This window comes from Nitrosospira multiformis (assembly GCF_003050865.1).
GTDB classification, from domain to species: Bacteria; Pseudomonadota; Gammaproteobacteria; order Burkholderiales; family Nitrosomonadaceae; genus Nitrosospira; species Nitrosospira multiformis_E.
This window is the reverse complement of the sequence record NZ_QAOK01000030.1, coordinates 14918-37651: the sequence shown is the minus strand read 5'-3', so window position 1 is coordinate 37651 and position 22734 is coordinate 14918. Positions and strand designations below refer to the sequence as shown.

Annotated in this window: 14 protein-coding genes and 1 pseudogene; 4 read left to right on the top strand and 11 right to left on the bottom strand. The window is 56.2% G+C overall.

Annotated elements, in window-relative coordinates; translation table 11 throughout:
• Nucleotides 1-278: pseudogene (locus tag C8R21_RS16510) on the top strand (transposase); the annotation flags it as partial.
• A 277-nt stretch (nt 279-555) separates the two neighbouring features.
• Here C8R21_RS16510 and C8R21_RS16785 read toward each other — a convergent pair.
• The 5 genes from C8R21_RS16785 to C8R21_RS13075 form a co-directional block, all read right to left on the bottom strand.
• The gene (locus tag C8R21_RS16785) at nt 556-795 is read right to left on the bottom strand and encodes a hypothetical protein (protein WP_445668749.1); all 240 of its coding nucleotides are present in this window, start codon (nt 793-795) and stop codon (nt 556-558) included.
• 207 nt (nt 796-1002) lie between these two features.
• The gene (locus C8R21_RS13090; RefSeq protein ID WP_107763106.1) at nt 1003-1569 is read right to left on the bottom strand and encodes a DUF2272 domain-containing protein; all 567 of its coding nucleotides are present in this window, start codon (nt 1567-1569) and stop codon (nt 1003-1005) included.
• A 225-nt stretch (nt 1570-1794) separates the two neighbouring features.
• Complete coding sequence (locus tag C8R21_RS13085) at nt 1795-2376, bottom strand: T6SS effector amidase Tae4 family protein (protein WP_181258944.1); 582 nt, start codon at nt 2374-2376, stop codon at nt 1795-1797.
• 76 nt (nt 2377-2452) lie between these two features.
• Nucleotides 2453-7453, bottom strand: coding sequence for a hypothetical protein (locus C8R21_RS13080; protein ID WP_107763104.1), 5001 nt, complete (start codon nt 7451-7453; stop codon nt 2453-2455).
• 22 nt (nt 7454-7475) lie between these two features.
• Nucleotides 7476-13808 (bottom strand): hypothetical protein, encoded by a 6333-nt coding sequence (locus C8R21_RS13075; RefSeq protein ID WP_107763103.1) that lies wholly within the window; start codon nt 13806-13808, stop codon nt 7476-7478.
• Between the two features lie 461 nt (nt 13809-14269).
• Here C8R21_RS13075 and C8R21_RS13070 point away from each other — a divergent pair, with 461 nt between their 5' ends.
• The 3 genes from C8R21_RS13070 to C8R21_RS13060 all read left to right on the top strand — a co-directional run bounded on the left by C8R21_RS13070 (nt 14270) and on the right by C8R21_RS13060 (nt 16763).
• Nucleotides 14270-14854 carry a recombinase family protein gene (locus C8R21_RS13070; RefSeq protein ID WP_107763102.1) on the top strand — a complete coding sequence of 195 codons (585 nt, stop codon included), beginning with the start codon at nt 14270-14272 and terminating at the stop codon, nt 14852-14854.
• A 265-nt stretch (nt 14855-15119) separates the two neighbouring features.
• Nucleotides 15120-15629 carry a hypothetical protein gene (locus tag C8R21_RS13065; protein ID WP_107763101.1) on the top strand — a complete coding sequence of 170 codons (510 nt, stop codon included), beginning with the start codon at nt 15120-15122 and terminating at the stop codon, nt 15627-15629.
• A gap of 321 nt (nt 15630-15950) precedes the next feature.
• Complete coding sequence (locus tag C8R21_RS13060; RefSeq protein ID WP_107763100.1) at nt 15951-16763, top strand: OST-HTH/LOTUS domain-containing protein; 813 nt, start codon at nt 15951-15953, stop codon at nt 16761-16763.
• Between the two features lie 78 nt (nt 16764-16841).
• Here the strand turns inward: C8R21_RS13060 and C8R21_RS13055 are convergent, their stop codons facing one another.
• The 6 genes from C8R21_RS13055 to C8R21_RS13035 all read right to left on the bottom strand — a co-directional run bounded on the left by C8R21_RS13055 (nt 16842) and on the right by C8R21_RS13035 (nt 22734).
• Nucleotides 16842-19283, bottom strand: coding sequence for a S8 family serine peptidase (locus C8R21_RS13055; protein ID WP_181258943.1), 2442 nt, complete (start codon nt 19281-19283; stop codon nt 16842-16844).
• Nucleotides 19284-19763: 480 nt separating this feature from the next.
• Nucleotides 19764-19973: a hypothetical protein gene (locus C8R21_RS15690; RefSeq protein WP_146162493.1), complete on the bottom strand. Its 210-nt coding sequence runs from the start codon at nt 19971-19973 to the stop codon at nt 19764-19766.
• The gene (locus C8R21_RS13050) at nt 19952-20332 is read right to left on the bottom strand and encodes a terminase small subunit (RefSeq protein ID WP_219906670.1); all 381 of its coding nucleotides are present in this window, start codon (nt 20330-20332) and stop codon (nt 19952-19954) included. The genes C8R21_RS15690 and C8R21_RS13050 overlap by 22 nt, the downstream gene beginning before the upstream one ends.
• A 71-nt stretch (nt 20333-20403) precedes the next feature.
• Entirely contained in the window at nt 20404-20802 is a 399-nt protein-coding gene (locus C8R21_RS13045) for a hypothetical protein (RefSeq protein ID WP_146162492.1), read from the bottom strand.
• Between the two features lie 5 nt (nt 20803-20807).
• Nucleotides 20808-22445, bottom strand: a complete 1638-nt coding sequence (locus C8R21_RS13040) for a YfjI family protein (protein WP_107763096.1) — start codon at nt 22443-22445, stop codon at nt 20808-20810.
• Nucleotides 22438-22734, bottom strand: a complete 297-nt coding sequence (locus tag C8R21_RS13035; protein ID WP_258192406.1) for a hypothetical protein — start codon at nt 22732-22734, stop codon at nt 22438-22440. Before C8R21_RS13035 ends, C8R21_RS13040 begins: the two co-directional genes overlap by 8 nt.

Below are 22734 nucleotides of genomic sequence, written 5' to 3'. Positions count from 1 at the left end.
GCCCAAGGCAAAAGAGTTGCTGGCAGATCGCGGCTATGATGCTGACTGGTTCAGGGCAGCCCTCAGAGAAAAGGGTATTACGCCCTGCATTCCCCGAAGAAGAACCGTAAAATCCAGATCGAATACGACAGGGAACTCTACAAGCAACGCCACAAGGTTGAAAACATGTTCGGCAGGCTCAAGGACTGGCGACGCATTGTCATGCGTTATGACCCTGTGCCCACACCTTCTTCTCCGCCATCTGTATCGCCGCTACCGTCATCTTCTATCTCAATTAATGAGTCCTGAGCCTAGTTTTTACCCATCGTTTTACCCGTTTTAAATGTCACCGGGGCTTTATCTGGCGATGCAGAACAAGGCGCTGGAGTTCGAGAAGCACAGCGGATGACCGAGATCGGGGCCAATAGCCGTCCGTACCCAAGGAGAGAGAAAGTCAAATTTGAAGTAGCCAAAATTTATATCAGCGATATAGGGTCAGGTCTTTTTGGGTAAATACATATCTCAAATCGACAAGCTCTAAGCAGCTTTTTTTAATGGCGACTCGGGAAGACTAAACTATTGTCTGACTGAAACAGAAATGGTGTCGGTACTCGCCCCCAACATTCCATAGCGGTTGATCTCGGCTTGCTCTAGCGCATTGGCATACGGCCTGCGACAAGAGTTCATCACGCCGCACTGCCCACAGCAGAACGGCATGGTCGAGCGCCTGATCAGGACGTTGAAAGAGCAGTGTGCCAGCGTCATCGCTTCGAAACCTTGCAGCATGCGAGGCGTGTAATAGGAGATTAGGTTCATTTCTATAACCACCGATGCCCTCACCAAGCGCTCGGCATGAAGACACCGGCTGAGGCGTATACTTTATCGGGCAGCCTGAGAATCAGCAGAGATTCCACCTAAAAAATCCAGGCGGCTGTTCAAACAAACGGGGGTCACCTCTGTGACTGCAATGTCCACTTCCGCACTAATTTGCTCTGTATGACTTCAAAATAAATGACCTTTAGCTTATTTAAGCGTCTCAATCACTGATATGTAAAGTCCTTTAGGGTTCTTCACATAACCATCAGAGTCGAGACGAACCTCCTTCAATCCGAAGGAATCTCCCTCGTTTCCCCCAATGGTCCGAAGGTAACGCCCAAGATGGTCGGCGCCGACCTCGATAACGATCGCCGAATGCGACTCATACTCAGAATGAGTACTCGCATAAGAGTAGTCAAATGAGTTACCACTTCGATTGTTCTGAAGAATATCGCCAACCTTAGGCGCGTAATCGTCTACGTTACGGCCGTGAAAGACGCCGAGTTGGTTCTTATAATCCTGGATCGCTTTGCGAACGAAACGTGCATGCGCAGCAGCGAATCTGAATTCGTCGGCGGTGGCACCGGCTTGCCGGACTGACCAGGATATAAAGACGCCGGACCAAGGAGTACTAACGCCTGGAAAAGGGGAGACGTCCGTCCAGTAGTTCTGGATTTGACTAGTAAGCGGTTCCTGCTGTTCACGAATCAAATAATATTTTTGGTGCTCCTTAATGGCTATATTCACCAGCCTCTTTGAAAATGTCGTTGCCATAGGATCCTCGAGAGAGTTTGTCCGCTACTATTGGAAGATATCTTTTATAAGTATTTAGCAATATAAAATATGCCGCTGAACGATCAGTTACACTGTAACGTACAATTTCAGACGGGCATTAATTTTCAAATCTCAAGATCTTTTATGCTGATAGTAGGTCCCTGTCAGCCATGCGCCATGGATTCATGGATTCATGGGTTCGCGGGGAGTAATTAAATAAAGTTATCAGTCCAACTTCCATAGCTCAACACTTGTTGCGTCGCGGGCAAAAGACTCATGGCAATTCACTCGGCACGTGTTTTTGTTCCACAAGTCGACATGCCCTGTTGCATCCGCTGGGGGGAGGACAGTATAAAGCATGATTGCAGTCCAAGCAGGTAGCAACCCCGTATCTAAATTGGTCCCAATTTGCTTGCTTGTACCCCAGTTATAGTCTCCAAAATATTTTGTTAACAGTGCTTTTGCGCTTGTAACCTTCACAATGACGAAATTTCCCTTTCCATCCCTTAAATTGCCATCTTTAGCCGCAAGTTCCGGAGGAACATTCATTCCGACGCGTTGCAACGCGACTGATAACCTTAAGGCGCATGTATTTTTATATTTCTCATTAGAAATTAACGCGGGCCAACCACCTCCCAAGTTCGTGAAAAACTGGGACCTATCTTCAGTTGGATAAACATCCCATAACTGCTTGAAGCTAGTTGTCATAATATCAATATCCTCTTCTATAAATTTTTCTGAGCGGGATCGGATGCCCCAGATTGTTTCGGGGAGGCCAACCCAGCCCCCGGCCAAAAACTCTTTCAAGCGGAGTAGCCTAAGCGCGTGCGCTGTTTGAAATCTCATTTTACGGTTTCGAGGGGCAGCTCTTCTTAAGAAGAAGCTACATGGGTACGGAGTCAATAGGCACGGGACCAAAATACTCTGGTGTGATGCGCAGGATGCTTTCCTTGGCACTCGTCCCTTGGTCAGGGAATGCGCATTCAAGAAGGTCCGTTAGGCTTACTGCGTCTCTAAGCTTCTGCTTCTCGTCTTTCGACGGCGAACTGATCCGCTGCAATGTGACAATGTACGAATAGCACCCATCAAGGCTTGTTGGTGGGGTCTCTCCGACTGTGCGCGGCAGGAAGATGGAATCGTCGTTGCTGTCCACGAAGTAACACGCCCTGAGCTCACCCGTGCCTTGCTCGGTACGCAGCTGCACCACATCGGGCACCGCATGGAACACTAGCGCGAGGTGGAAGGTGGGGTCATCTCCTTTTAGTGAAGTATCACGGTTGCGCAGCTTAGGCAACGGCGCCATGCGGCCGATCGCGATTTCCAGCCTCCCGAGCTTTCCATTGCGCATAACGAAGCGATAATCGTGCGCTACGCCCGGCGATTCATTGCCGAAGGAGCCGATGAAGGTGAGCCACCGCGGGTCAGTGTAATCGCTGATGCGGACGCGGCGGACCACGGGATTTGCGCCGGCCGATTCGGCTGTAAGATACCACCTCTCGACGAACTTGCTAGAGGGGAGCTCACTCTTGGCATTTTGGAATCCGCGTATTGTGCCGGGCAGCGTGTTCCATGCAAGATATGTATCGCCGCGTGACTGCAGCATGACCTGGCAGCGCCACTTGGAATCGCCGCCGTCGGCCCACCGTGCCTTATGCCACGTGACGAGGTAGCGGTACTTTAGCTTTGCGTCCGCCAACGGCGGTTTCGGCACGACAAGAGTGAGCGTGTCAGTCGCATAACTCGAACTGAGCTGCATCGGCTTCTGCAGGGGCGCGCCTAGGTCGACCACGAAGTCCAGCGGCACAACGTCCTTGCCCTCGAGGCGTGTCGGGATCTCCGCAAGATGCGGCGGTGCCTCGGGCGTCATATGCGCATGCAGCATCGTCCCAAGTTCCGTCTCTGGAAGGATCAAGCGCCGCGCGCGCGCCCTCGCCATCACCCAGCGGCCACCCGCGTTCCGCGGCCGCACGACGATGGCCGTCTGCGTGACCTTCGGGTTGGGACCAGTGTCGAAGGTGAGGCCGAAGGCCGGGTCCGTCAACAATGTCAGGCCTTTCGGTTGCGGCTCGGGGCCATGGAAGATTGGATTGTTTCCGATCTCTGAAACGCCTTCGATGCGCGTGTCGACAAGGTCGACTTCAATCGTGTCGCCGAGGCCGCCCACTCGCGCGAGATCGTCCGTGCGGCGAATCGCGTCGTCGAAGACAAGCATCACTCCGTTAGCGCCACGTTTGAGTCCCTTCGAATACGTAGCAGTGAGCGGGATGCCGTGCTTCAGCGCCGGAGTCGCCAGCCGGTCGAATGGGCCTTCGCGCATGCGTCCCGGCACGAGCTGACCCCTTGCGTAGATGTCGGCTTCGACCGCTTGCGGCCCTGCATTACCCAGCTTCGGGTTGAGCCAGCGCTTGAAACGCAGTACGGGCCGCGCGAGGTAAGCAACGTAGCGCGCGGGGCGTGCGCCCAAGGCAAGCGCCCAGCGATGCACGACGGCCTTGCCGCTCGCGTCGAGCCCAATGAGCCATTCGACCTTCCCCTGCGCAATCTTCGCGAAGGAGGTTGTGAACTTCGCGTCGATGATCTCGCGGAAGGACTGCACACCCGCAAGGCTCGGTATCCACGCGGCCAACTCGCTAGCCTGCGACGGGAAGTCCACGGGGTAGCCCGTCCAGTGCCACTCATGGCGCTGGATGTAGGCACCCTTCAACCATTGCGTCCACTTCTCGGCCTGCGGGAATTTCAGGTCGGCCACGAGCAGGTTCGGCGACAGCAGCAGACCACCGCTCGTCTCCTGCGGCGGCGCGAGATGCATCGTCACCTGAGCTGGCGGCAGGGATCCGTCACCCAGCCATTCGGGAAGCGTCTCGAACCAGCGCTCGGTCGGCGAAAAAGCCCGGAACCCGGTGAAGAGGGTCACGTCGGTATTTGCGAGCTTTTCCGCATACCGCTGCTTCGTGGATCCAGACTCGAAGTAATTTTCATCGACGAGCGAATAGAACCGCAGGCAGGCAGACGCGCCCCGCGGCACGTCCAGCGCCACGGACTTCCGCGCGGGGGTGACGGTGAGAGTGGGTGCGCCGGCGGCCGTGGCAGCAACAACGACATTCACCTTGTCCTCGGCTGCAGACAGCACACCGGCAGCATCCTTGTGAACGCGTTTAATGGGAACCACGTCATGAGCGACGGACTTGCCAAACACGATGAGCTCCACGCCGATCGCGTTCACAGCCGGGTGGTACGCGGGGGTCTTTTTGTCCGCGTCGCGCGGCCCCATCTTTTCGCGAAACGTATTCGCGAACGTATGGATTACGGCCGCATCGGGGCCAAGGTCCGCGTCCGACGGCATCATTTGGTTTTCGACGAGGAGCCGGTCGGTTGCAAGCCAGCGATCGATGAAGGCCCAGTGCGTGCCGTGCGCCGACACTTTGAACTCGCACTTGTCGTTCGCTACAGGGAACAGTACCATGTTACCGGCAGGTGTCGCCACCGTCTGCGGCTTGGCCAGCAGCGCCACTTTCTGCAGTGTAGGAACGCGCTTGCCTGAATCGACTGCAGCAACCTCGACGGCACGGACGATCTCGCTGGCTTGCCATGCATGCGCCTGCGTTTCGTCCGACAGCTCGTAGTACGAATCCTTGATCTGCTCGCAGTCGGGTGCGCCCGGCGCTTCAGAGGACACGTATTGGAACGGCGCATTGAGTGTCCCCAACACCTCGCCCGCGTCCTTCAGTTCCGTGACGTACAAGTCATTGCCAACAGTCTTGCGAAGCTTTTCATCAATGACAGCGCCGACGTTGTCCAGGGGCGTCGCCTTCGCGGCGTAGTAGAGGCCGTAACCGAGCAGCGGGAGTTGCCTGTCTTGCTCGTCGTCCTTCCACGCGAAGTCGATCGTTTTGAAGCCATCGGGGTCCTCACCTTCGTACTTCATTAACCCGTCGACGGCGAGCGCGGTTGCCACTGGTGCACCTTCGTACTCGACTGAGACGAGCTTTTCTCCATTCGTCGCGGTCGCACCGACAGCTTCGTGCATCCAAGCGGTCTCGCCATCCGCGTCGGTCGCCCATTGGGCATTCACCAGCACCGCTGTGTCGGTGAGCCACTGGGCGCGCTTCGTATCGGGCTTCCATTTGCTGCCCTTGCTTGCGACATAGCCCGCGCACAGTCCGATCGCGTACCCGCGGATGCGATGGTCCGAACCGGCCGCCGCGCTCGCATCCCACCCGCTGAAGTCGAGCTTGAGGCCGCGGTCATGCGGGCGCGGCCGGTTGCCGTCGGCGGCGCCTGCCAGTTCGTCGACAAACTTCTGCACTTGCTCTTTCACCGCCTGTTCGATTCCATCGGGCAGGTGACCTGGCTGGCCGAGCGCAGCGGATACGGCTTCGATTGCCTTTCGGGTGAGAGTTGCCAACGCAACTGTGTCACCCGGCGTACGCGAAACGGTGCGTGCCGCATCCCAGAGCGGCGGGGAAGCCGTGAAAGGTTGCGCACGCATCACAAGGTCCTTGCCGAACTCCCCGACCCGAACAAGCTTCTCCTTCACTGGGCGCCACGCCGCGATTTCGTCCGCATCACCCGGGTTAGCAGGCCCGAGGAACAGCGGATCGAGCACGCTGCCAAGCCACACGCCCATTGCCTCGCGCTGGCCGTCTTCCGTTGCGAGCAGCCTCGCAGGCGCCAGCCACTCCGCACGGAACTGCTCTGCGGTCTTTGGCGTGCCGTCCAGCATCGCCCTGATCGCTTTCTGGAGGTCCGCCCAGACACTGTGGCGCTCCTGCGTCCAGTCTTTGGAAGTCTTCGCTTCGCTGAGGACCTTTACCATGCTGGTGAACGCCGTGAGTGCGGTTGCAGGACTGATGCCGTCCACGCCTCGCTCTATGGCCTTGCGCAGGACACGCGCATCGGCAACGTTGTTCACGAGGAACTCGACGACGTTCGGCCGCTTGCCGTCGTCGCCCATATATTCGCGGCCAAACCCCAACGCAGCCCAGAGCGCTCGCACGAGGGCCGCCTGCATAGCCTGCTCGTCGACTGCGGTCGGCGTCGGATCGACCATCCATGCAAGCAGCACGGAAAGCGGCAGCAGGTTGTTCGTGAAGGCGGACTGCAAGGTGCTGCGCGACACTGCGCCTTGCGAGAGCTCCAGCCCGTCGTCCGGCAATTTTCCCGCTGCCACCAAAGGATCGGCCGCAAGCGCGAGGAAGCCCACGGCCTTGTCGGCATAGTCGATGCTGAAGCTCTTCTTTGTCTTGAAGTCGACGTCCGCTTCTTTCAATGTCCCATGGGTCGGGACCTGCACCTGCTCGGTGACGACCGTCCCTTCCTTGATCGTGAACTTGGGGAAGCACACGACAGCGACGCAGTCGTCGAAAGCCTTCTTCTTGTTTGAGAGGAGCCACGTCAGGCGCAGCGCCCCGCCCGAAAGTCGCGCGGGCCAGTGCGTGAGTGGTGCGAGCGTGTGAACGTGGCTCCGCCAGCCCACCTTCCGGTGGTCTTCCATTGCTTGCGACAGGGGGTACTCGGTGTTCTTCGTCGCGGCTTTCACCTCGGCGGTGATCGCCTCCATGAAAGCGTCTTTACTCGCGAAGACTTTCGATGCCGCAGGGCGCTTCACGCTCGCGGTGTTGATCTCCTGCCACTTCAATGCGCCGGCCGCGTCCTTGAACTGCCCATAGACGACCCAGTAATCCGCATCCTTCCATGTCCACGGCAGCCACAAATCGCCCGTGGCACCCCAGGGGTCTGGCAACTGCGGGCCGCGCGGGTCATCCTGTTTTTCCTGATCGCTCCAGGGACGCACGAGGTTTATGGTGAAGAACGCGTCTTCTCCGGCGTCCGACTCCAGTAGCGGTGCGCGCTCCACCGCAACGATCCATCCGTACCTTGCCATGTTGTCGTCCCCTTTTTCTTCTTCAATTGATCTGGTGGTTCACATCCTTGCGCACGTGAAGCGTGTAGCACCAGCAGATGTCGATTGACACGTCGAGCGAGCCGCGCCCTTCCGTCTTGCCGCTGCCATGGACCGCCTCCAGCAGCAGCACGACCGACGCATTCGCAATGCCCAGAATGCGGGCGTTGCCTGCCACCTGCAGGCCCGCCCGCAAGGAGCCACCTGTCTTGTCCGACATCGTTGCGTACGCAAACAGCAGGAAAGTAAACGAACCCCGCGCTACGCTCGCAAGGTTGAAGGCCTTAATGCCCCCGAGTGCAAGGCCCACGCTCGCCTCGTAATACACGCCGTTCTCGTAGGATGCGCGCGCTTCGAGCCACATACCACCGCCGAGGTAGCTCACCTGCACCCATACGGGCGCGTCCTTCGAGCCGACCGACACATTGGCGTCGACCTGAAACTTGCCCCGCGGCGTAATGCGCATGGCCAGCCCGGCACGAATGAGGAGCGGCCCGATCTCGATGATGCCCAGCGGCGGCAGTACCACTTGCGTATGCATCTGCGCCTTCACGCCCACCGGGATGCCGCGCGAGTCCTTCACCAGTTCAATGGCGGGTGGCAGTTCCGGTTGGAAACGCTTGGCGAATTCGTCAACGAACTTCAGAGTAGGATGTAGCTCGACTTTCTTCGGTTCGATGTCGAAGTCGAAGGACGAGCCGTTGTAATGCAGGAGCACGTCGTGGAACGTCGCGAGCTTCGACCCTGAGAAGGCAAGCGCCCAATCGGCCTTCAACTTCGCGTCGGTCTTCGAACTGTGCTCCCTGTTCAGGCCGATGCTCATGTCGCTCGTGGCCTGCATGTCCATCTTGGCCAGCGAAACCGCGATACCGGCGAACTCGAAGAGCGCCTTTTCCTCGTTGAACTGGGCGTTGACCTTTGTGCTCACCCACGCCGTGCGCGTGCGCTTGTCGAGCCCATGCGTGATCTGCAACTGGTCCTTGCGGATTTCCGGAAGCTGGAAGCGTTTGAAGAAGTCCGTGAAGTCCATCGCGCCCAGGTTGCGGAACACCTTGTTGAAGTCCACGTCCTTCAGGCTGTTGGGCACGATCTGGTCGAGCAGCTTCTGCGTCGGGACCGCAAGCCCGAGTTCTTTCAGGCCGGTATCGATTTCGCGCAGCTTTGCGGCGAAGGGCGAAGTTTCGATCTGCTCCTTCAAGTCGTGGAATACATATTCGGCGCGGTCCGCGTTGAACGTGAGAGTGGGCAACTGCGGCAGTTCGCCGAGGGCCTTCACGAGTTTCATGCCCTTCGCGACCTCGTCCGCAATACCTTGCACACCTTTCACCTTCTCGCGAATGTCGCTTTCGAGTTGCTGGAACTTCGCCTGGGTCGACTCGTCGATGATCGTTGTGGCCGGGCCCGTGATGCGGTCGCGCACCTGCTCTTCGATCTTCTGGAGCTCGCCGCGTACCTTTGCGCGCAACTCGTCGAACTTGGTGCAGTCGAAACCGTTGATGTCAGTGATGAGGTTGCTCTCGAGCATCACGAGCCAGTCGTCGACCTCGGAAGAGAGGTCCAGCAGGAGTTGCGCCGCGTGCTTTGCGAAGTCCAGCACCGGAGTCAGGGCAACTACGAACTGCGCTTCGACCTTCTTCGCCTCAGACCGCAGCGACTTCATTTGCTTGATGACTACGTCATTGCGCCACTTCAGCAGCAGGTCATTGCGTTCGCTTCCGACGGCCGCCCCCGCGTTGGCGTGGATCTTCTCGATCTCGCCCAACACGTATTGCAGGTCCACGGCAAGATCCTTCTCCGTGGACTTGCGCACCTTGTCGACCGTGTCGTCGAGCTTCTTCGGAATATCGGTTGCCAATGTGGCGAGCGCGTCGACAACAGCTTTCGATTGCGTTGCCGCCGCCCTCGCTGCGGCGATGCCGCTGTCGAGCAAGGTAAGGAGCCCTTGCGCTGCCCCTTTGAGCGCCTGATGTGCTTCATTCCAGAATTTCTCGACGAGGCCATCGCGAAGCGTGACACGCACGCCCTCGAGCGCGTCCGCGCAGCGTCCCATTACCTTGCCGTATACCTTGTGGTGCTCGAGTGCCCGCAGCTTCCCTATCGCGTCCGTGCAGTGTTGCACGGCAATCTGCGGCTCGAGCTGCTTCCACGTAAGGTCCGCCATCGTCGAGACCTTGTCGACGCTCGCCCTCGCGTTGGTGAGCAACTTTTCCACCGACCCTTGCGCTGTCGACACCGTGTTGTCAAGCCGCGCCTTCCATTGCATGACCGATTCATTGGCTTTACCGATCACCGTCTTGGCGATCTGCGCATCGCTGTCGAGCTGTGCGACTGCACGCGCGCGCAGGTTCACAGCGTCGCCCTGCGCGCCCGCGCTCAGTGCCGCAAGATCCACAAGCATCTTGTCGAAGGGCGCGCGGATTGCCCTTTCGATGCCCACCAGCTCGCGCTCGAGCTCATCGACCGCACGTGTCAGCAAACCATCGGGTTGCGGCAGCGCCGGGATGTTAGCCATTACGTCTTTCACGCCCTTGCGCGCATCGCCAAAGAGCGTGGAGACCTGTTCCGTGATCTGCTTCTTCACCTCCTTACAGTCCGCACCGGAAGCAATGCGTTCGCATGCCTTTTCGATGAAGGCTTCCGCCTTCGCTCGCAACGCCCCGGCAGAAGCGACTTCGGCCGCGCGGTTCGACACCGCCTTGATGTTGTCGAGCCTCGTTTTCCAGGCCGCGTCGATGTCCCCCTTCTCCACTCCTTCGTTGCACTCCGCCTCAGCATCGGCTGCCGCCGAACGCATTACGGTAACGATGTCCATCACTCCCAGCATCTCCGTCTTTCCGCGCGAGTGCTGCAAGTTCACCTTGCCTTCGCAGACGACCTTCATGTCGAACCGCGGCCTGCGCAGCCCATCGAGACGAGGTGCCGGCAATTGGGGCGTGTCGATGAGCGCGTTTTGCCTGTCGCGCTCGGACGCCGCTACCGGCCCCGTCGTCACCACCTTCAGCCGGGGCGTAGAAAGTGGCTGGTCCACCCCGCGGTACGAAGGCCACGCATCGGTGTTGTCGCCCTTGCCGACTTCTGTATTCGAATAGAAGTAGATGTGCTGCGGCTCATCGAGCAGGCAGCGCACCACCTCCGTGCCACCCGCATGCGCCTGCACGGAGAGCTTGGGTTTAGGATAGAAGCTGCTCGTATCTTTTTCGTCCCACAGCTGGATCTCATAGCCGTGGTCCAAGTCCCTGCCCCAAGCACCATTCACGTAGATGCGCGGCGTAATGAATTCGCTCGCGCGGATGAAGCCTGCACGGTTGTCCTTCACCTGCGCTTCGTCCGCAAAAACGCGGACCGGCTCAAGCGGCTCGACATATTCCTCAGTTTTGCGCAGAATCGGCCAGCCGCGCGACTTCACGGCACCGATTTCCTGCTCTGTCGCGAATTGCGCGCTTGGCACCGTCGTGCGCTCGTACACGATCACGTGCCGCGCGCGGTTCCACAACACTGCGACGCGCCCGATGCGGATCTTAATGAGGCGGCTTAGCTGTCCGTAGGACGTCTCGCCGACGAAGATCGTGCGCCCCTCATCGAATGCCACGGCCGTGTGCGCGTTCGCGCCTAGCGCGGTGAATGTGAGGTTCTCGATGCGGCCCCTCGTCGCGACGGGGTTACGCAGCACCGCCACCAGCTCTGACGGGAACTCCATTGTGTGCACGATGCCACCCACGAAAGCGCCATCCGGATCCACATCGGCCCAGTCGCCTGTCTCGCTTAGGAACCGCGGCCCGGCGGGCATGTCATCCGCGACGTGGATCGTTTCCTTTTGCGCCGGAAGCAGGTCATTATTGTCGATCTGCGTCTGCGTTCCCTTGTCCACCTTCCAGTGGGGCAAGGGATTGAGCAGCGGCCGCGCACCATACCGCGTGTCGCGAAGGCGAAAAGCGAGCCCCTCTGACAACCCGAGCCTCCCGTCCGCGACCCACGGGTCGTACACGTGGTATTCCGCGAGCCTAGCCTCGAAGCTTGCCTTCGCCGCGACTTGCCGATTACGGATGTCAACCACATGATCACGAATGATCACAGTCTCAGAGGCAACCATGTTGGTAGCATAGGTGGCGATTTCGGAAGCAAAGATGCCGCGAAACCAACGCTCCTTGGCGTTCGGGTCTTCGGTGCCTTCCTGCACGTCGATCGGCGGCGGCAGGTTCTCGGCGGGGCGGCCGAGCATGGAGCCGGTTTCGCGAATGCGGATGTCGGGAAGGCCAAGCATCGACACCTCGAACTTCGCCTGGATCGGATATATCGTCTCGGTGGTGAAGGATTCCACCTTCGCATCGGCAAGCAGTGCAGAGAAGTTCGCTGGCGACTTGTTGTAGCGGCGCTCACGTACCGACGGGCGCACCACAAGTTGCGTTGGTGGTGAGAAGCGGTAAGCGATCGGCTTCGTCGTGTCGATCCACGGCTTTTCCGCAACTAGCGGCTTCCAGAATCGCGCCCCGCGTTCCATAGCCTCGCCCACAGCCTGAGGCGGCAAGGTGATGGTTGTTGTTGCATCCGGCACGCGCCATTGCACTCCTTCGGGATCATTGCTGGACCACACGGCGATAAGCTCGCCCGTCTCCGTATCAATGTCCACCGGTTGTACGACCGCAACCGAAAAGGGCCGGAGTTGCAGGACGACAGATTCATTCCCAAAAGGGCTGCGCTCGGTGGCGTACACCTCCACGCGACTGACAGCGACGCGGCCACGATCCGTACGATGTCGGATACGGATATCGCATTTACGCGAAGGCTGCTCCCTGCGCCGCGCGAAGCGCAGCACGTCGGATTCACGCTGAAGGTCGTCCTCAAGCCCACTTTGCACGCTGAAGGCTGCGGAGAGATCACGATCCGCCGCGTCGGAACTGGCCGAGGTTCGCACCTGGCATCCCTTCATGTGCAGGATGACTTCCGGATAAGGATCGCACTCGTCGGCTGTCCAGTTGCCTCGCACGAAGCACTCTAGGAGCTGTCCCTCGGTGCTGGGCACCTGGAATTGCAACGATCCCCAAATGATCCAACCGTTAGCACTGCCCGGCGTCGTAACGTTGCCGACGGCAACACAATGGAGAAGGAGATCATCGCTCGCACCATTTTCTACTTTGTTGAGGGCAGCGGTGAGCGCCTCAAGAAGATGTTCCTTGGTTTCACCCACATTGGCGACGTCGGTCGGGATCGGGGGCAGCGGCTTATCTATCTTGCCACTGAACTCCAGAATGGGGATCTGCTGGTCCAAATCGGGAGCGCTTGTGAGTTTCGCGTGCAGGTAAAATTTGGCGTTCAGTTCTATCGCCTCTGACTTTCCCGAAAAGAACACCCTGCGCAGACGGGGTACCTCCGGTTCATCCGTAAGGTCATTGCGAGGCGCTTCAATAAAGAGCAGCGGCAAGTGCTTCTCGCGGCTGTCGCCGCCGTTCATTTCGGTCACTGTCAGCACTGGCAACGGCACGACAGGCTGCGCGGCGTTCTCGATGCGGGCACCCATCAGGGCACGCCGGGCTGGCCGGTTCCAAAGCATCTCCAGAATAGTTTCTGCCTTCAGGCGGCCATCGTCTTTTTGGTCTTTTTTAGTTTGCACTGGTGCCCAAGACACGAGACCCCGCCACATGGCTAAAGGCTCATTCCTGTGGAGTGGAAACGCTATGGCAAGAGGTATAACTCGCCATTCCTCAGCTTTCGACCCTAGCGCCGTCTTTTGCAGTCCTAGCAGTTTTAGCCCGCCCGATGCTTCATACAAGCGGCCCGTATTCGACTCTGGGATAATCACAAAGTTATTGCGCCCGTTTACGTCCCCAAAAATACCGGCGTTTAGGACGTGATCGAAGGTATCGTCAGCTGCAATCCATTTCATTGGCGAAACCACTAGTCCCCATTCATCAATGGGAAAACCACGCCGACCTTTTACTTTGAGAACAGGAGGCTCGCGTCGCTCAACGTGCATCAGCCATTCGCCTAGCATCGCCCTGGCGTTAAATTTGTAGTGAAACCATGCCGTTGACATGAGCTCCACGGTCCATTGATCGGCCTGAGCAGAATAGGTCAAATGAAGCTCGAGATAGATGACTCCATTAAATTTCAGTGGTGCAGGCACCTTCAGGTTGAATCGGGCTGCAGTTGGGTCCAGTTCGATGCTGTGTATCCACTCTCCATCGATGTCGAACGCGTGGGAGCCGGTCGGTTCGATATTTGCGCTACCAGAGAAAGGGCCGGGGAAGACCACACTTTTTTCCGGCAGGTCGCCATTGATTTGTAAAAGCTTTTCGCTTAATACAGCGTTTCCGGTCAAACGCGACAAGTTAATGCGCATTTCGAGCTCCCTAATATGTCAAAGGACTAGACCCGCAAATAGGAAATAAAGACTTGCTAGATCTGATATATCGATAAGCAGACCATGTATGAGGCTTCAACTGAGACGACAACTCCACCAGTTACCCTCGAAGCCTGCAACCGTAAGCCTAGTAAGAGTCGCGGACATGGTTATCAGCACAGCATTAGCCCACCATCTCACCAGGCTTCAATGCCAGGAGGATGCGTCTCTCGTTAACAACTGTCCGAGTCGCGTAATTATTTATAGGATATTTTTAAGGCTCTGCTTTATGCGGATTCTGCTCTTTCCTAAAAACGGTCGTTTTTAGGAGAAAAAGAGAGAATAGAAAAAGGGAAGTTTTTTAACCCCTTTTAATCTCTCAAAACTATATCTTGAAATATTCCCTCCGATAAATTAAGATCCCAATGAGTTTCAGGAGAATAACGTTAAGAGGGAGTGAAATGAAGATTGGTTATGCGCGGGTAAGCACTCAAGAGCAGGATCTGGCACTACAGCTCGATGCATTGGCTAAAGAGGGATGCGAGAAAATATTCCAGGAAAAGGCATCAGGCGCACAGCGGGACCGGCCAGAACTTAAAGCTGCACTTTCCTACATGCGCAAAGGTGACACTCTAGTAGTGTGGAAACTCGACCGGCTTGCGCGCTCCATGAAACAGCTTATTGAAACGATCGAATCATTCCAGGATCAGGGGATAGGGCTCAAATCCTTGCACGATCCTATCGATACCAGTTCACCTAGCGGTAAACTTGTTTTTCATATTTTCGCTGCGCTGGCTGAATTTGAGCGTGGTGTCATTCGAGAGCGAACCAGTGCAGGGTTAAGAGCCGCGCGAGAACGTGGACGTGTGGGGGGCAGACCCCCCTCACTTTCAGCCAAAGACCTTCGGGTCGCCAAGGCAATGCTCAAGGATTCGGATCTCACCGTTGCTGCCGTTGCCCGCCGGTTGAACGTGGCTGCCTCCACCCTATACCGTCACATTCCGCATGCGAGAAGCGCAAGTCTCGAAGAAAAAGCAGATACCTGACCGACTGTACTTCAGTTCAATAGCCAAAAATCCCAAAACCCGTAATATCTGTCTAACCATAGACGGATCGTAGGTCGATGTAAGCTGTTGGAATTATTCGTCGCCCTGAGTTGGACTCAGCCTCAAGGGTTTCATATGGGATTAACGGACATATTTTGTCCGTTGGTCATTAGTCGGGTTTCTGGCTGTTGTAGGGTTTCTGTAATATAAAGGTTGGTAACAGCCTTAAATCTGGAAATACCGATGTGTCTTTAGGACGTGGTAAATGAGAAATATTGACGAAATAGATGACGAAGAATTCGAGAATGACGAGTATGACGAAGAAATGAATGATGTCAGCTATGAACCAGAGTGCCCGGTCTGTCATTCTGAAGGGGACTGCGAGCATGTATTGGCAACGTTTGGAGTTACTGAGGGAACTGTTTCCGGTCCAATATGTAAACACATAGACGAAATGCTCAACTCCATAGCCGGTTTTATTCTAAAGCATGAAACATTCCCTCCACCGCTTGTCGAAAGCAGTAGTTATGGAGAACTAAGAGAGGCAGTTACAGCATCGAGAGACGCTGGCGATAGTTTAGGGGACGCTCTTGACGCCGAGTACGGCTTAGCTCTTGGTGTCCTCAGAGATATTCTGGAGGATAGGGAAGGCGTCTCTTGGGAAGAGTACGAGATCGATGAATCGTCCGGTACATGGGGTTACATGCGCTATTATGCAGCCGACCCTAATCAAGTCATTGCCGAGGTAAATCAATATCTATCCTCGAACTGCTGAGTTATTTCGGGAACATGCATTCGTTGAAAAATGAGTCCCAGATATTTGTTGAGTTACAGCTTCTAGCTGTTGGAGGATGAATCACCTCGCCGGTACGATCTGATGCCGGGGCGACCGTAACTTCGGGAGTACGGCGTGGCAATTTCAGCCCTTGTGTCGTAATCCACGCAAGGGCTTTTTCATGGTCTGAAGCAATCAATTTCTCCCGCAGCCCCACCTCACTATTATTTCGGCAGAGAAAGCATATTCACGGGGCGTCAGATCAGCGAGCCAGATCAGCGAGCCGCCAGTTAAACCGACGGGAAAATGTAGTTATCGCGCATGAAGGCACTAAACGACGAGGTACTTCGCAAAGTTGGCCGCAATGTGCTGCTATTCCAGCAGATCGAGGAATTGCTGAAATTCCTTGTCGTCAATCACCGTTTGGCTGGTACCCCTATTAATCTCGTGGAACGTCGCGAGAAACGGGCGGGAGTAATCAAGAGGCAGATGATGGGGAAATTGAGCGAGCAGTACCTCGACGGCATCCTGTCAGATGCAGGCGTGGTCATAGAGGAGCCAAAAGATGCCACGCAAGCATGGATATCGTTCATTTTCTCAATTACGGGCGACAACGACTTCATGGAGTCCCAGCGCGCCGATCTGGAGCTGATGGTGCGTGAACGTAACGACCTGGTCCATCACTTTCTGCCTCGATGGCATCCAGGCTCACTCGAACAGATGACTGCTGCTTCCGCCTACCTGGATCAACAGTACGAAAAAGTACTGCCGATGCTCGAGCACCTCAAGTCAGTCGCAAAATCCATGCAGCAGGCCAAGGAGACGGTGGCAGCTTTTCTGGCCTCGAACGAGGGCGAGCGTATGTTGGAGTTGGCCTGGCTACAAAATAGTCCACTCGTGGCCTTATTGCGAGAGGTGGCAACACAAAAGGCTCGCCCTGATGGTTGGATCAGTCTTGCGGATGCAGGTCAGCTTGCACGTATTCATGAGTCGGATGAGGTAGCACATATGAAGGAGCGATACGGGCACTCGACTTTCAAACGGCTACTGATCGCTTCGGAACTTTTCGATGTATTGGATGAGCCCTTGCCGAATGGAGGATTCAGAACTCTCTATCGAGTAAAGGTGCATTGAAGCATTAATACCTGAGCAAGCGGTAAATGAAAGCAATAGACGCGCAAGTCAGCACGCCAGGATAATTTCAAATAATTTTTAACAAATATAGCCGACCCATACCTGGATGAAATGTGTTGCCTCATTGCCATCTCTATCCCGTACCTTCAAGGTAATCGTATGAGGGACAGTCTCAGGGTTGCAAGGTACAGCAGGTCCGCTGAGCGCTTTGGTTAGCGTTCTTCCCATCCCGAGAAATCCATCAACATCTGAGTACCATAACAGGGCCGAGTCGGGCAGTGGTCCCTCCTGGGGATCAGTGCCTTCACCCTGGAACGTGATATCCATACCCGGCCCGAACATAGTGCCTGTCGCGGGTGCAAGAATACGGGCTGTAGGATGGCCTGCTGCTGCCTGAACCGTCAACAGAATACTTGCCTGCCCGCTTTGACCCGACGAATCTGTGGCTGTCAGGGTGATAGCGTGGGTTCCAATGTTCAAGGGTGTTTGAATTTCCTGCCCCGATCCAAGCGTACCATTTAGGCTCGAGGTCCAGATTAAATTTGCAGGCGGAATCAATTCGTCCCAATCAAATCCGTAGCCACGGAAGTTGATCATCTGATCGGCAAAAAATGTTGCGCCATCGTTCGGCAGGATAATACTCGCGACAGGAACCTGGTTTATGACTGTTACAGCAATCGGGGCAGCAGCGGTTATGCCACCATATTGATCGTCAGCGGTAGCCGAGATTATATGAGGTCCCAAGCTCGGGATCGGGCCTTCGCAACTGGTTACGTATCCCGTAGTCCGGCAGAGTTCCCCATCCCGATCGGAGGTGAAAACCACGGTACCGAAAAAATCATTATTCCGTTCGGGATCCACTACCTTCGCATGCAGATATATATTCCGGTTATAGGGAATGGTGATTCCATCACGGGGAATATCGATAGTAATAGACGGGGGCATATTTCGGCGGACACGCTCGACCGCACGGAACGCATCGATATAGCCTCGTACTTTCGGATCGGGGCTGGGGTTTGCGGTTTCCTTCAGGTACTCCTCAACCCGGAACCAGGGCAGCGAAGGATCAAGTGCCTTCATCAGCGCAACGACGCCGGAAACGAACGGAGTAGCCGCGCTTGTGCCGTGGAAACAACATATCGCATCCATCCCTTGCAATCCCACCCGTCCTGGAATCACTGTCGAGGCAATTCCGCTGGGCGCCCAGATATCAACCGGGGACCCATAATTAAACAAGTTATAGCCCTCCCGATTGATTCCACCAACGCAGATGACGGTGGACGTCTCGCAGGGGATACGGTCGTCATCATCAAGGCTGACCCCCTCGTTTCCCGAGTTGGCGACGACGATGGTCCCGCTGCTCGCCGCGAAGAGGGCGGCGCTTTCCATGGCAGCGTAAATATCGTTGGGTGGAATTCCACATATCCAGTCCCACACATCACATCCACCGGAAATGCTGATATTAACAACCTGTGCCCCGTTAATGGTCGCGGACCTGATGGCATCTGCCATCATGTAGGCGGTCGCATCTATACGGATGAGCATGGGCCAGGCAATCTGACTGCCAGTGCCCGCACCACCAAACCGGTTGGCATGCAGCGCCGTGGCAACGGCGGCGACTTCCTGCCCGTGCCAAGGAGCGCTTGGTGAGGGGCCGTCCGCGCTGCCGTCGAAATCAATCAAATCCATCTGAAGCGGGCGGGAGGGGAAAAAATCGGGTTGGGCGTTGATGGGTCTTCCGGCGGCGTCCACGTCGAACCCGCTATCCACGATTGCTACAATGGGTGGAGTCCAGACACCGGGGGAGGGGACTTCTTTATAGCTAAGGTAGCGCCAGGCGTGAATGACGCCTATCGAGAGGCCCTGATCGCCCGGCATATTCGGATCGTCATCTTCTGTCATCCACCACCAGCGTTCGGCATCCAGAAAGCCCCCGGCACCATCGGGATGCTCCTCCACCCTGTGGTGGTGCAGCAAAATATTAGGACTGATCGTCAGTCCATTACGCACCTTTTCCCGGGCCAACAGGGCTCCTAATCGGGCCGCATCTTCGGATGAAAACACGTGCAATCCCCGGGAGCCCCCCCGCTCCATGGAGGTAGCGAGATCGTTCAGCCCCGACCGCTGCGGGTCGATTCTGATCAGATACCATCCACTCGAGGGCTGCTCGGGATTTCGCGCCGCAACTTCCGGCAGCAGGAATGGTTTCCCGTCGCGCAAGACTGTCCCGCCGTAGGCTGTCAGGAAGGATTGCAATTCCTGTGGATTCCTTGGCCGGTAAATCACCTCGTTCACGACGAACTCATCCTTTCTACCGGTAGGTCCCACGAGCACCGCTACCTTACGTGGCGGTCCCCCATTAAGCCCTGGTAGCTCAGATTGAGACGGGACTATCGATGGATCAACAAGATAGCGGTATGGTTCCCGGTGGATACCATGCAGATGGGCGCAAGAGGCCAGAATGAGGAACGACAGGATAATCCATATCGTGCGCGGGTTTGAGGGGACTATGAAGTTCATGATATGAAATTCGTGATGAAATCGGCCGACCAGGTGCTGTAAATGCAGTTGTCGGATACCGATCATCGATAAGTCTAGGAGGTCAGAGTAGCGCGACTACGATGATTCAGTGGCCTGCTGATGCAATGCCTTTCAAGGCTCGGAACCACCGGCTCCCGCTGGCTGCATCGTTTCGTTACGTCCAGGGGCTCCATGAGATTTGGCTTGTTTTGGGTATCTATTCACTCCACTTCCTTTCTCTAACACGTTACTCAAGAGATGAGGGCACCTCCTGCTATAAAAGTAGTTAAAAATCAGAATAAATCAAAAAAATATTAGAAGTCCGTAACCCTTACCTATACGACTTTTACAAATCACCTTCCTTTTTAGGCCCGGTTTGCTATTCGGTAATGTTTGTGCAGGTTACAGTCGCCGCCTAGGTTAGTGATATCCCTGTCCGATTGGTGTTGAAGTCGGGCCGTGGCTATAAAAAAAGACAAGTCAGGTTTCTCCAGCTTTCCTGTGACCGGAGAACGGCACGACTTCGCCATCCGGCGAGACAAAGGCGACTGCTATCTTGCGGGGTGATCGTTGAGACGAATGCTCCTTGCGAAACAGCCCCATGTGCCTGAACAGCCGCTCCTGAGCGCTGTTCTTGTCCCAGAACTTTATCCTGCACGTCCTCCCTGTCACCTTGCCGTCAGTGACCATCTGGCCGACTTCGATCGATGAGATGGCGCCGCCGTTGCATCATCGATTTCATGAATGGGTTTCGGTGATCCATCAGGGTTGAACAACCTGCGTATGTCGGAGAACGCGACTGCTGAGGCCTCCCGGACGATATTCTCGGTGGTCAATTCACAGCGCTTGGCAACCTCGTTTTGCTTCTGCTCGATGGCTTCCTGTACCTTAGCATTTCTTAGCAATCGGCAAGCAGACACTTCCGCTGAATTACCTCGCGCTCGGTAGCCAGCACGTGCATAGGCGGCGGTTGCATTCAGATCGACGCAATACTCAACCACGAATCGTTGCTGCCTGGGTGTCAGTTCAGCATGTTCTGAATGTTTCACAACGGCGTCCTTGCAGGCCTTCATGTCGATAACCGGTACTCTCGCTGGATTTGATCAGTACAAGCGACCATCTATTTCTCCTTCAGCTTCCATTTAGCCAGTGCTTCATTGAGATAAGCATCCATGCTGGAGTTCACCAGGCAGAGTTCCCCACGTGCGCGCTTGACAAAATACCGTCTGGCATCCATGTTAAGGCGGCACTTGTTCATCAGAACTGCAATTCCTTCCGGATCGGTCTCACCGATTTGAGTAAGCCATGCGCCAAGCAAGGCTTCTTCCTCGTCGCTCATGGGGGGCGCAGCACGGCCTGAGCTGTAATTTTTCTGACAAGCCGGCGGAAGAGTGCTGGGAATATCGCCGTTAGAAGTCCCTAAATTTTGAGATTTGGCCGTCAGTGCGATCGCCAGCACTTTTCGAAATTTGCGCGGAGGACTTGGCGTTCCCACCCAGCTCACGTCGCGCACACTCAAGCCAGTTAGTCATCGTGTTCCTCCGTTTTATCCAGTTCACTTATCCTTGGATTGATCCAGTAACGCCGGGTGGGCCGACCGCCAGTGTCAATGTCCTCACTGCGCAACCACGCTTCCTCTTCCAGCAAGGCCAAGCCCGCCTGTATCGCTGGTTTTGTTTTCAGGCCACTCCACTGCTTGCGAATAACGTCTCGTACGGTGAACCCATCGGCCAGATCACCATGCAACAGCTTTTTCGCCATTGCCTGTGCCGCGCAAAGCTCCGTATCGGCCAGTAAACCATAGCACCGTCGGGCATGGGCCTCAAGGTATTCGCACCAGGCTGCAGCGCGCAGGGCGGTATCCTTCGATACGGCTCCCCGCCGGCCTGTAGTGGCACATTCCACCAGATGGAAGATCAGCGCCAGCGCGGGAAACAGCTTGTCAAATTTCCCCAGATGTTGAGCCATCAAGGAATCTCCTTCCGCCGGCAGCCGCTTCGTATGCAACTCCGTGGACCACTTGATAAACAGTTCCTGTGCAGGCCCATTAAAGTGGAAATGGGGAAACTTGATGAATTCATCGGCTGGCGCCGCGCCCCAGGCAACCGGATCGAACTTCGCCAACGTTTCGAATATCGCGAAAGCCCAGTTGCGCGCTTCCATGTTCGGTGCGCGGTCGCGCCACTCCCATTTCCGGTGATCCGGGTAGACCAGCAGTTGAAAGCGTTGCAGCATGCCGTCGTTTGCTAGGGCATTCTTGATCTGCTCCAGGTAGGCAGTCAGTTTGTCCGGCTGGATTCCCCCAAAGATCGACACGCACAGGTTGGGGATAAAAATGGAGCCGCGGCCAATACGGTCGGTATCGAAACTGCTATTGCCGTTCCAGGCTTCCAAGTAAAAGGCGCGCTCCCCTTCACGGCCATACCTTTCCCATGATGAAAGCAACCCCACCAGTTCATCCCGTAAGACCAGCAGTCCATCAGGATTGTCCCTAAGCAGCTCGCCCAGTTTTTCAATGGTAGTGTCATTGGTCTTGTAGCGTCGGGGGATAGGTCCGTCAGTTGCCTGTTGCAGGTGATGTTGCAGCTCTTGCTTCAAGCCGCTCAGGTCGACATCTTTGGCGCCATCTACCGCCCCCTTAATACGGCGTTGAATCGAAGCTGTTTGAGCTTCGAATACTGTTTTATTCGCTTCAAAAACTTCTAGTTCTGCCTCCTGCTTTTCCCTTGCCTGTGCAATCAGCCGCTCCAGGGGTTTCAGTGCTGCGCTGATGGCAGGGGATTTCTTGGCCGAGGGAAGGCCAACAACGCCACCCCACAGATTGGGCACGATTAGCCAGTCATCCCATGACTTGGGCTTGATCGCGCACCGGGCACCGATGAGCGAGCCTAGTGCAACGACCGCAGCCACCGCAACAAAGTCCGGTGGACAGGGCATACGATCGGCTTCATCCATGACCCATTCACGCAGGACTGGAGGCAACAGTGTTTCTGCTTCAAAGGGGGGAACGGGATGCGGCTCCCCTTTGATCTCGCCCGGTTCCGGCCAGGCATCCCTCGTCAAAACGCCCCTGGCCGTGCTTTCTTCTTCTATACGGCGACTACGGATTCTTTCAGCTGCCTCATCAAGGAACGACTGTCCACGCTCGATGGCCTTATTCATGGTTCAGTCCTCCAGCATCGAGCGCTGCATGTATCCTGCATACTGCCAGAGCCAGCCGCTCACGGTCAGCGGCATTCAAGGGTTCTCCTGCAAGAATCGAGGAAGCTGTCGTTGCCACAATCAGCGCTTCAAACCCGATGGCATAGAGTATGTCAGCTGCGGGGAAGGGATATCTTTCTCGCTTGACGTGATGTCCCAGACCACGAGGCGGGAACAGGTCTTGAAACTCCATCCCCACCGCGGACAGGATCGAGGGGGCTTCACAGCCGGCGAAACATCTGATCAGCAA

Excerpts from the sequence above, each read along its gene's own strand:
- C8R21_RS13070 (WP_107763102.1), top strand. The coding sequence starts at position 14,270 with ATGAAGATTGGTTATGCGCGGGTAAGCACTCAAGAGCAGGATCTGGCA.
- C8R21_RS15690 (WP_146162493.1), bottom strand. The coding sequence starts at position 19,973 with ATGGTCACTGACGGCAAGGTGACAGGGAGGACGTGCAGGATAAAGTTC.
- C8R21_RS13080 (WP_107763104.1), bottom strand. The coding sequence starts at position 7,453 with ATGGCAAGGTACGGATGGATCGTTGCGGTGGAGCGCGCACCGCTACTG.
- C8R21_RS13040 (WP_107763096.1), bottom strand. The coding sequence starts at position 22,445 with ATGAATAAGGCCATCGAGCGTGGACAGTCGTTCCTTGATGAGGCAGCT.
- C8R21_RS13055 (WP_181258943.1), bottom strand. The coding sequence starts at position 19,283 with ATGAACTTCATAGTCCCCTCAAACCCGCGCACGATATGGATTATCCTG.
- C8R21_RS13075 (WP_107763103.1), bottom strand. The coding sequence starts at position 13,808 with ATGCGCATTAACTTGTCGCGTTTGACCGGAAACGCTGTATTAAGCGAA.
- C8R21_RS16785 (WP_445668749.1), bottom strand. The coding sequence starts at position 795 with ATGAACCTAATCTCCTATTACACGCCTCGCATGCTGCAAGGTTTCGAA.
- C8R21_RS13065 (WP_107763101.1), top strand. The coding sequence starts at position 15,120 with ATGAGAAATATTGACGAAATAGATGACGAAGAATTCGAGAATGACGAG.
- C8R21_RS13060 (WP_107763100.1), top strand. The coding sequence starts at position 15,951 with ATGAAGGCACTAAACGACGAGGTACTTCGCAAAGTTGGCCGCAATGTG.
- C8R21_RS13090 (WP_107763106.1), bottom strand. The coding sequence starts at position 1,569 with ATGGCAACGACATTTTCAAAGAGGCTGGTGAATATAGCCATTAAGGAG.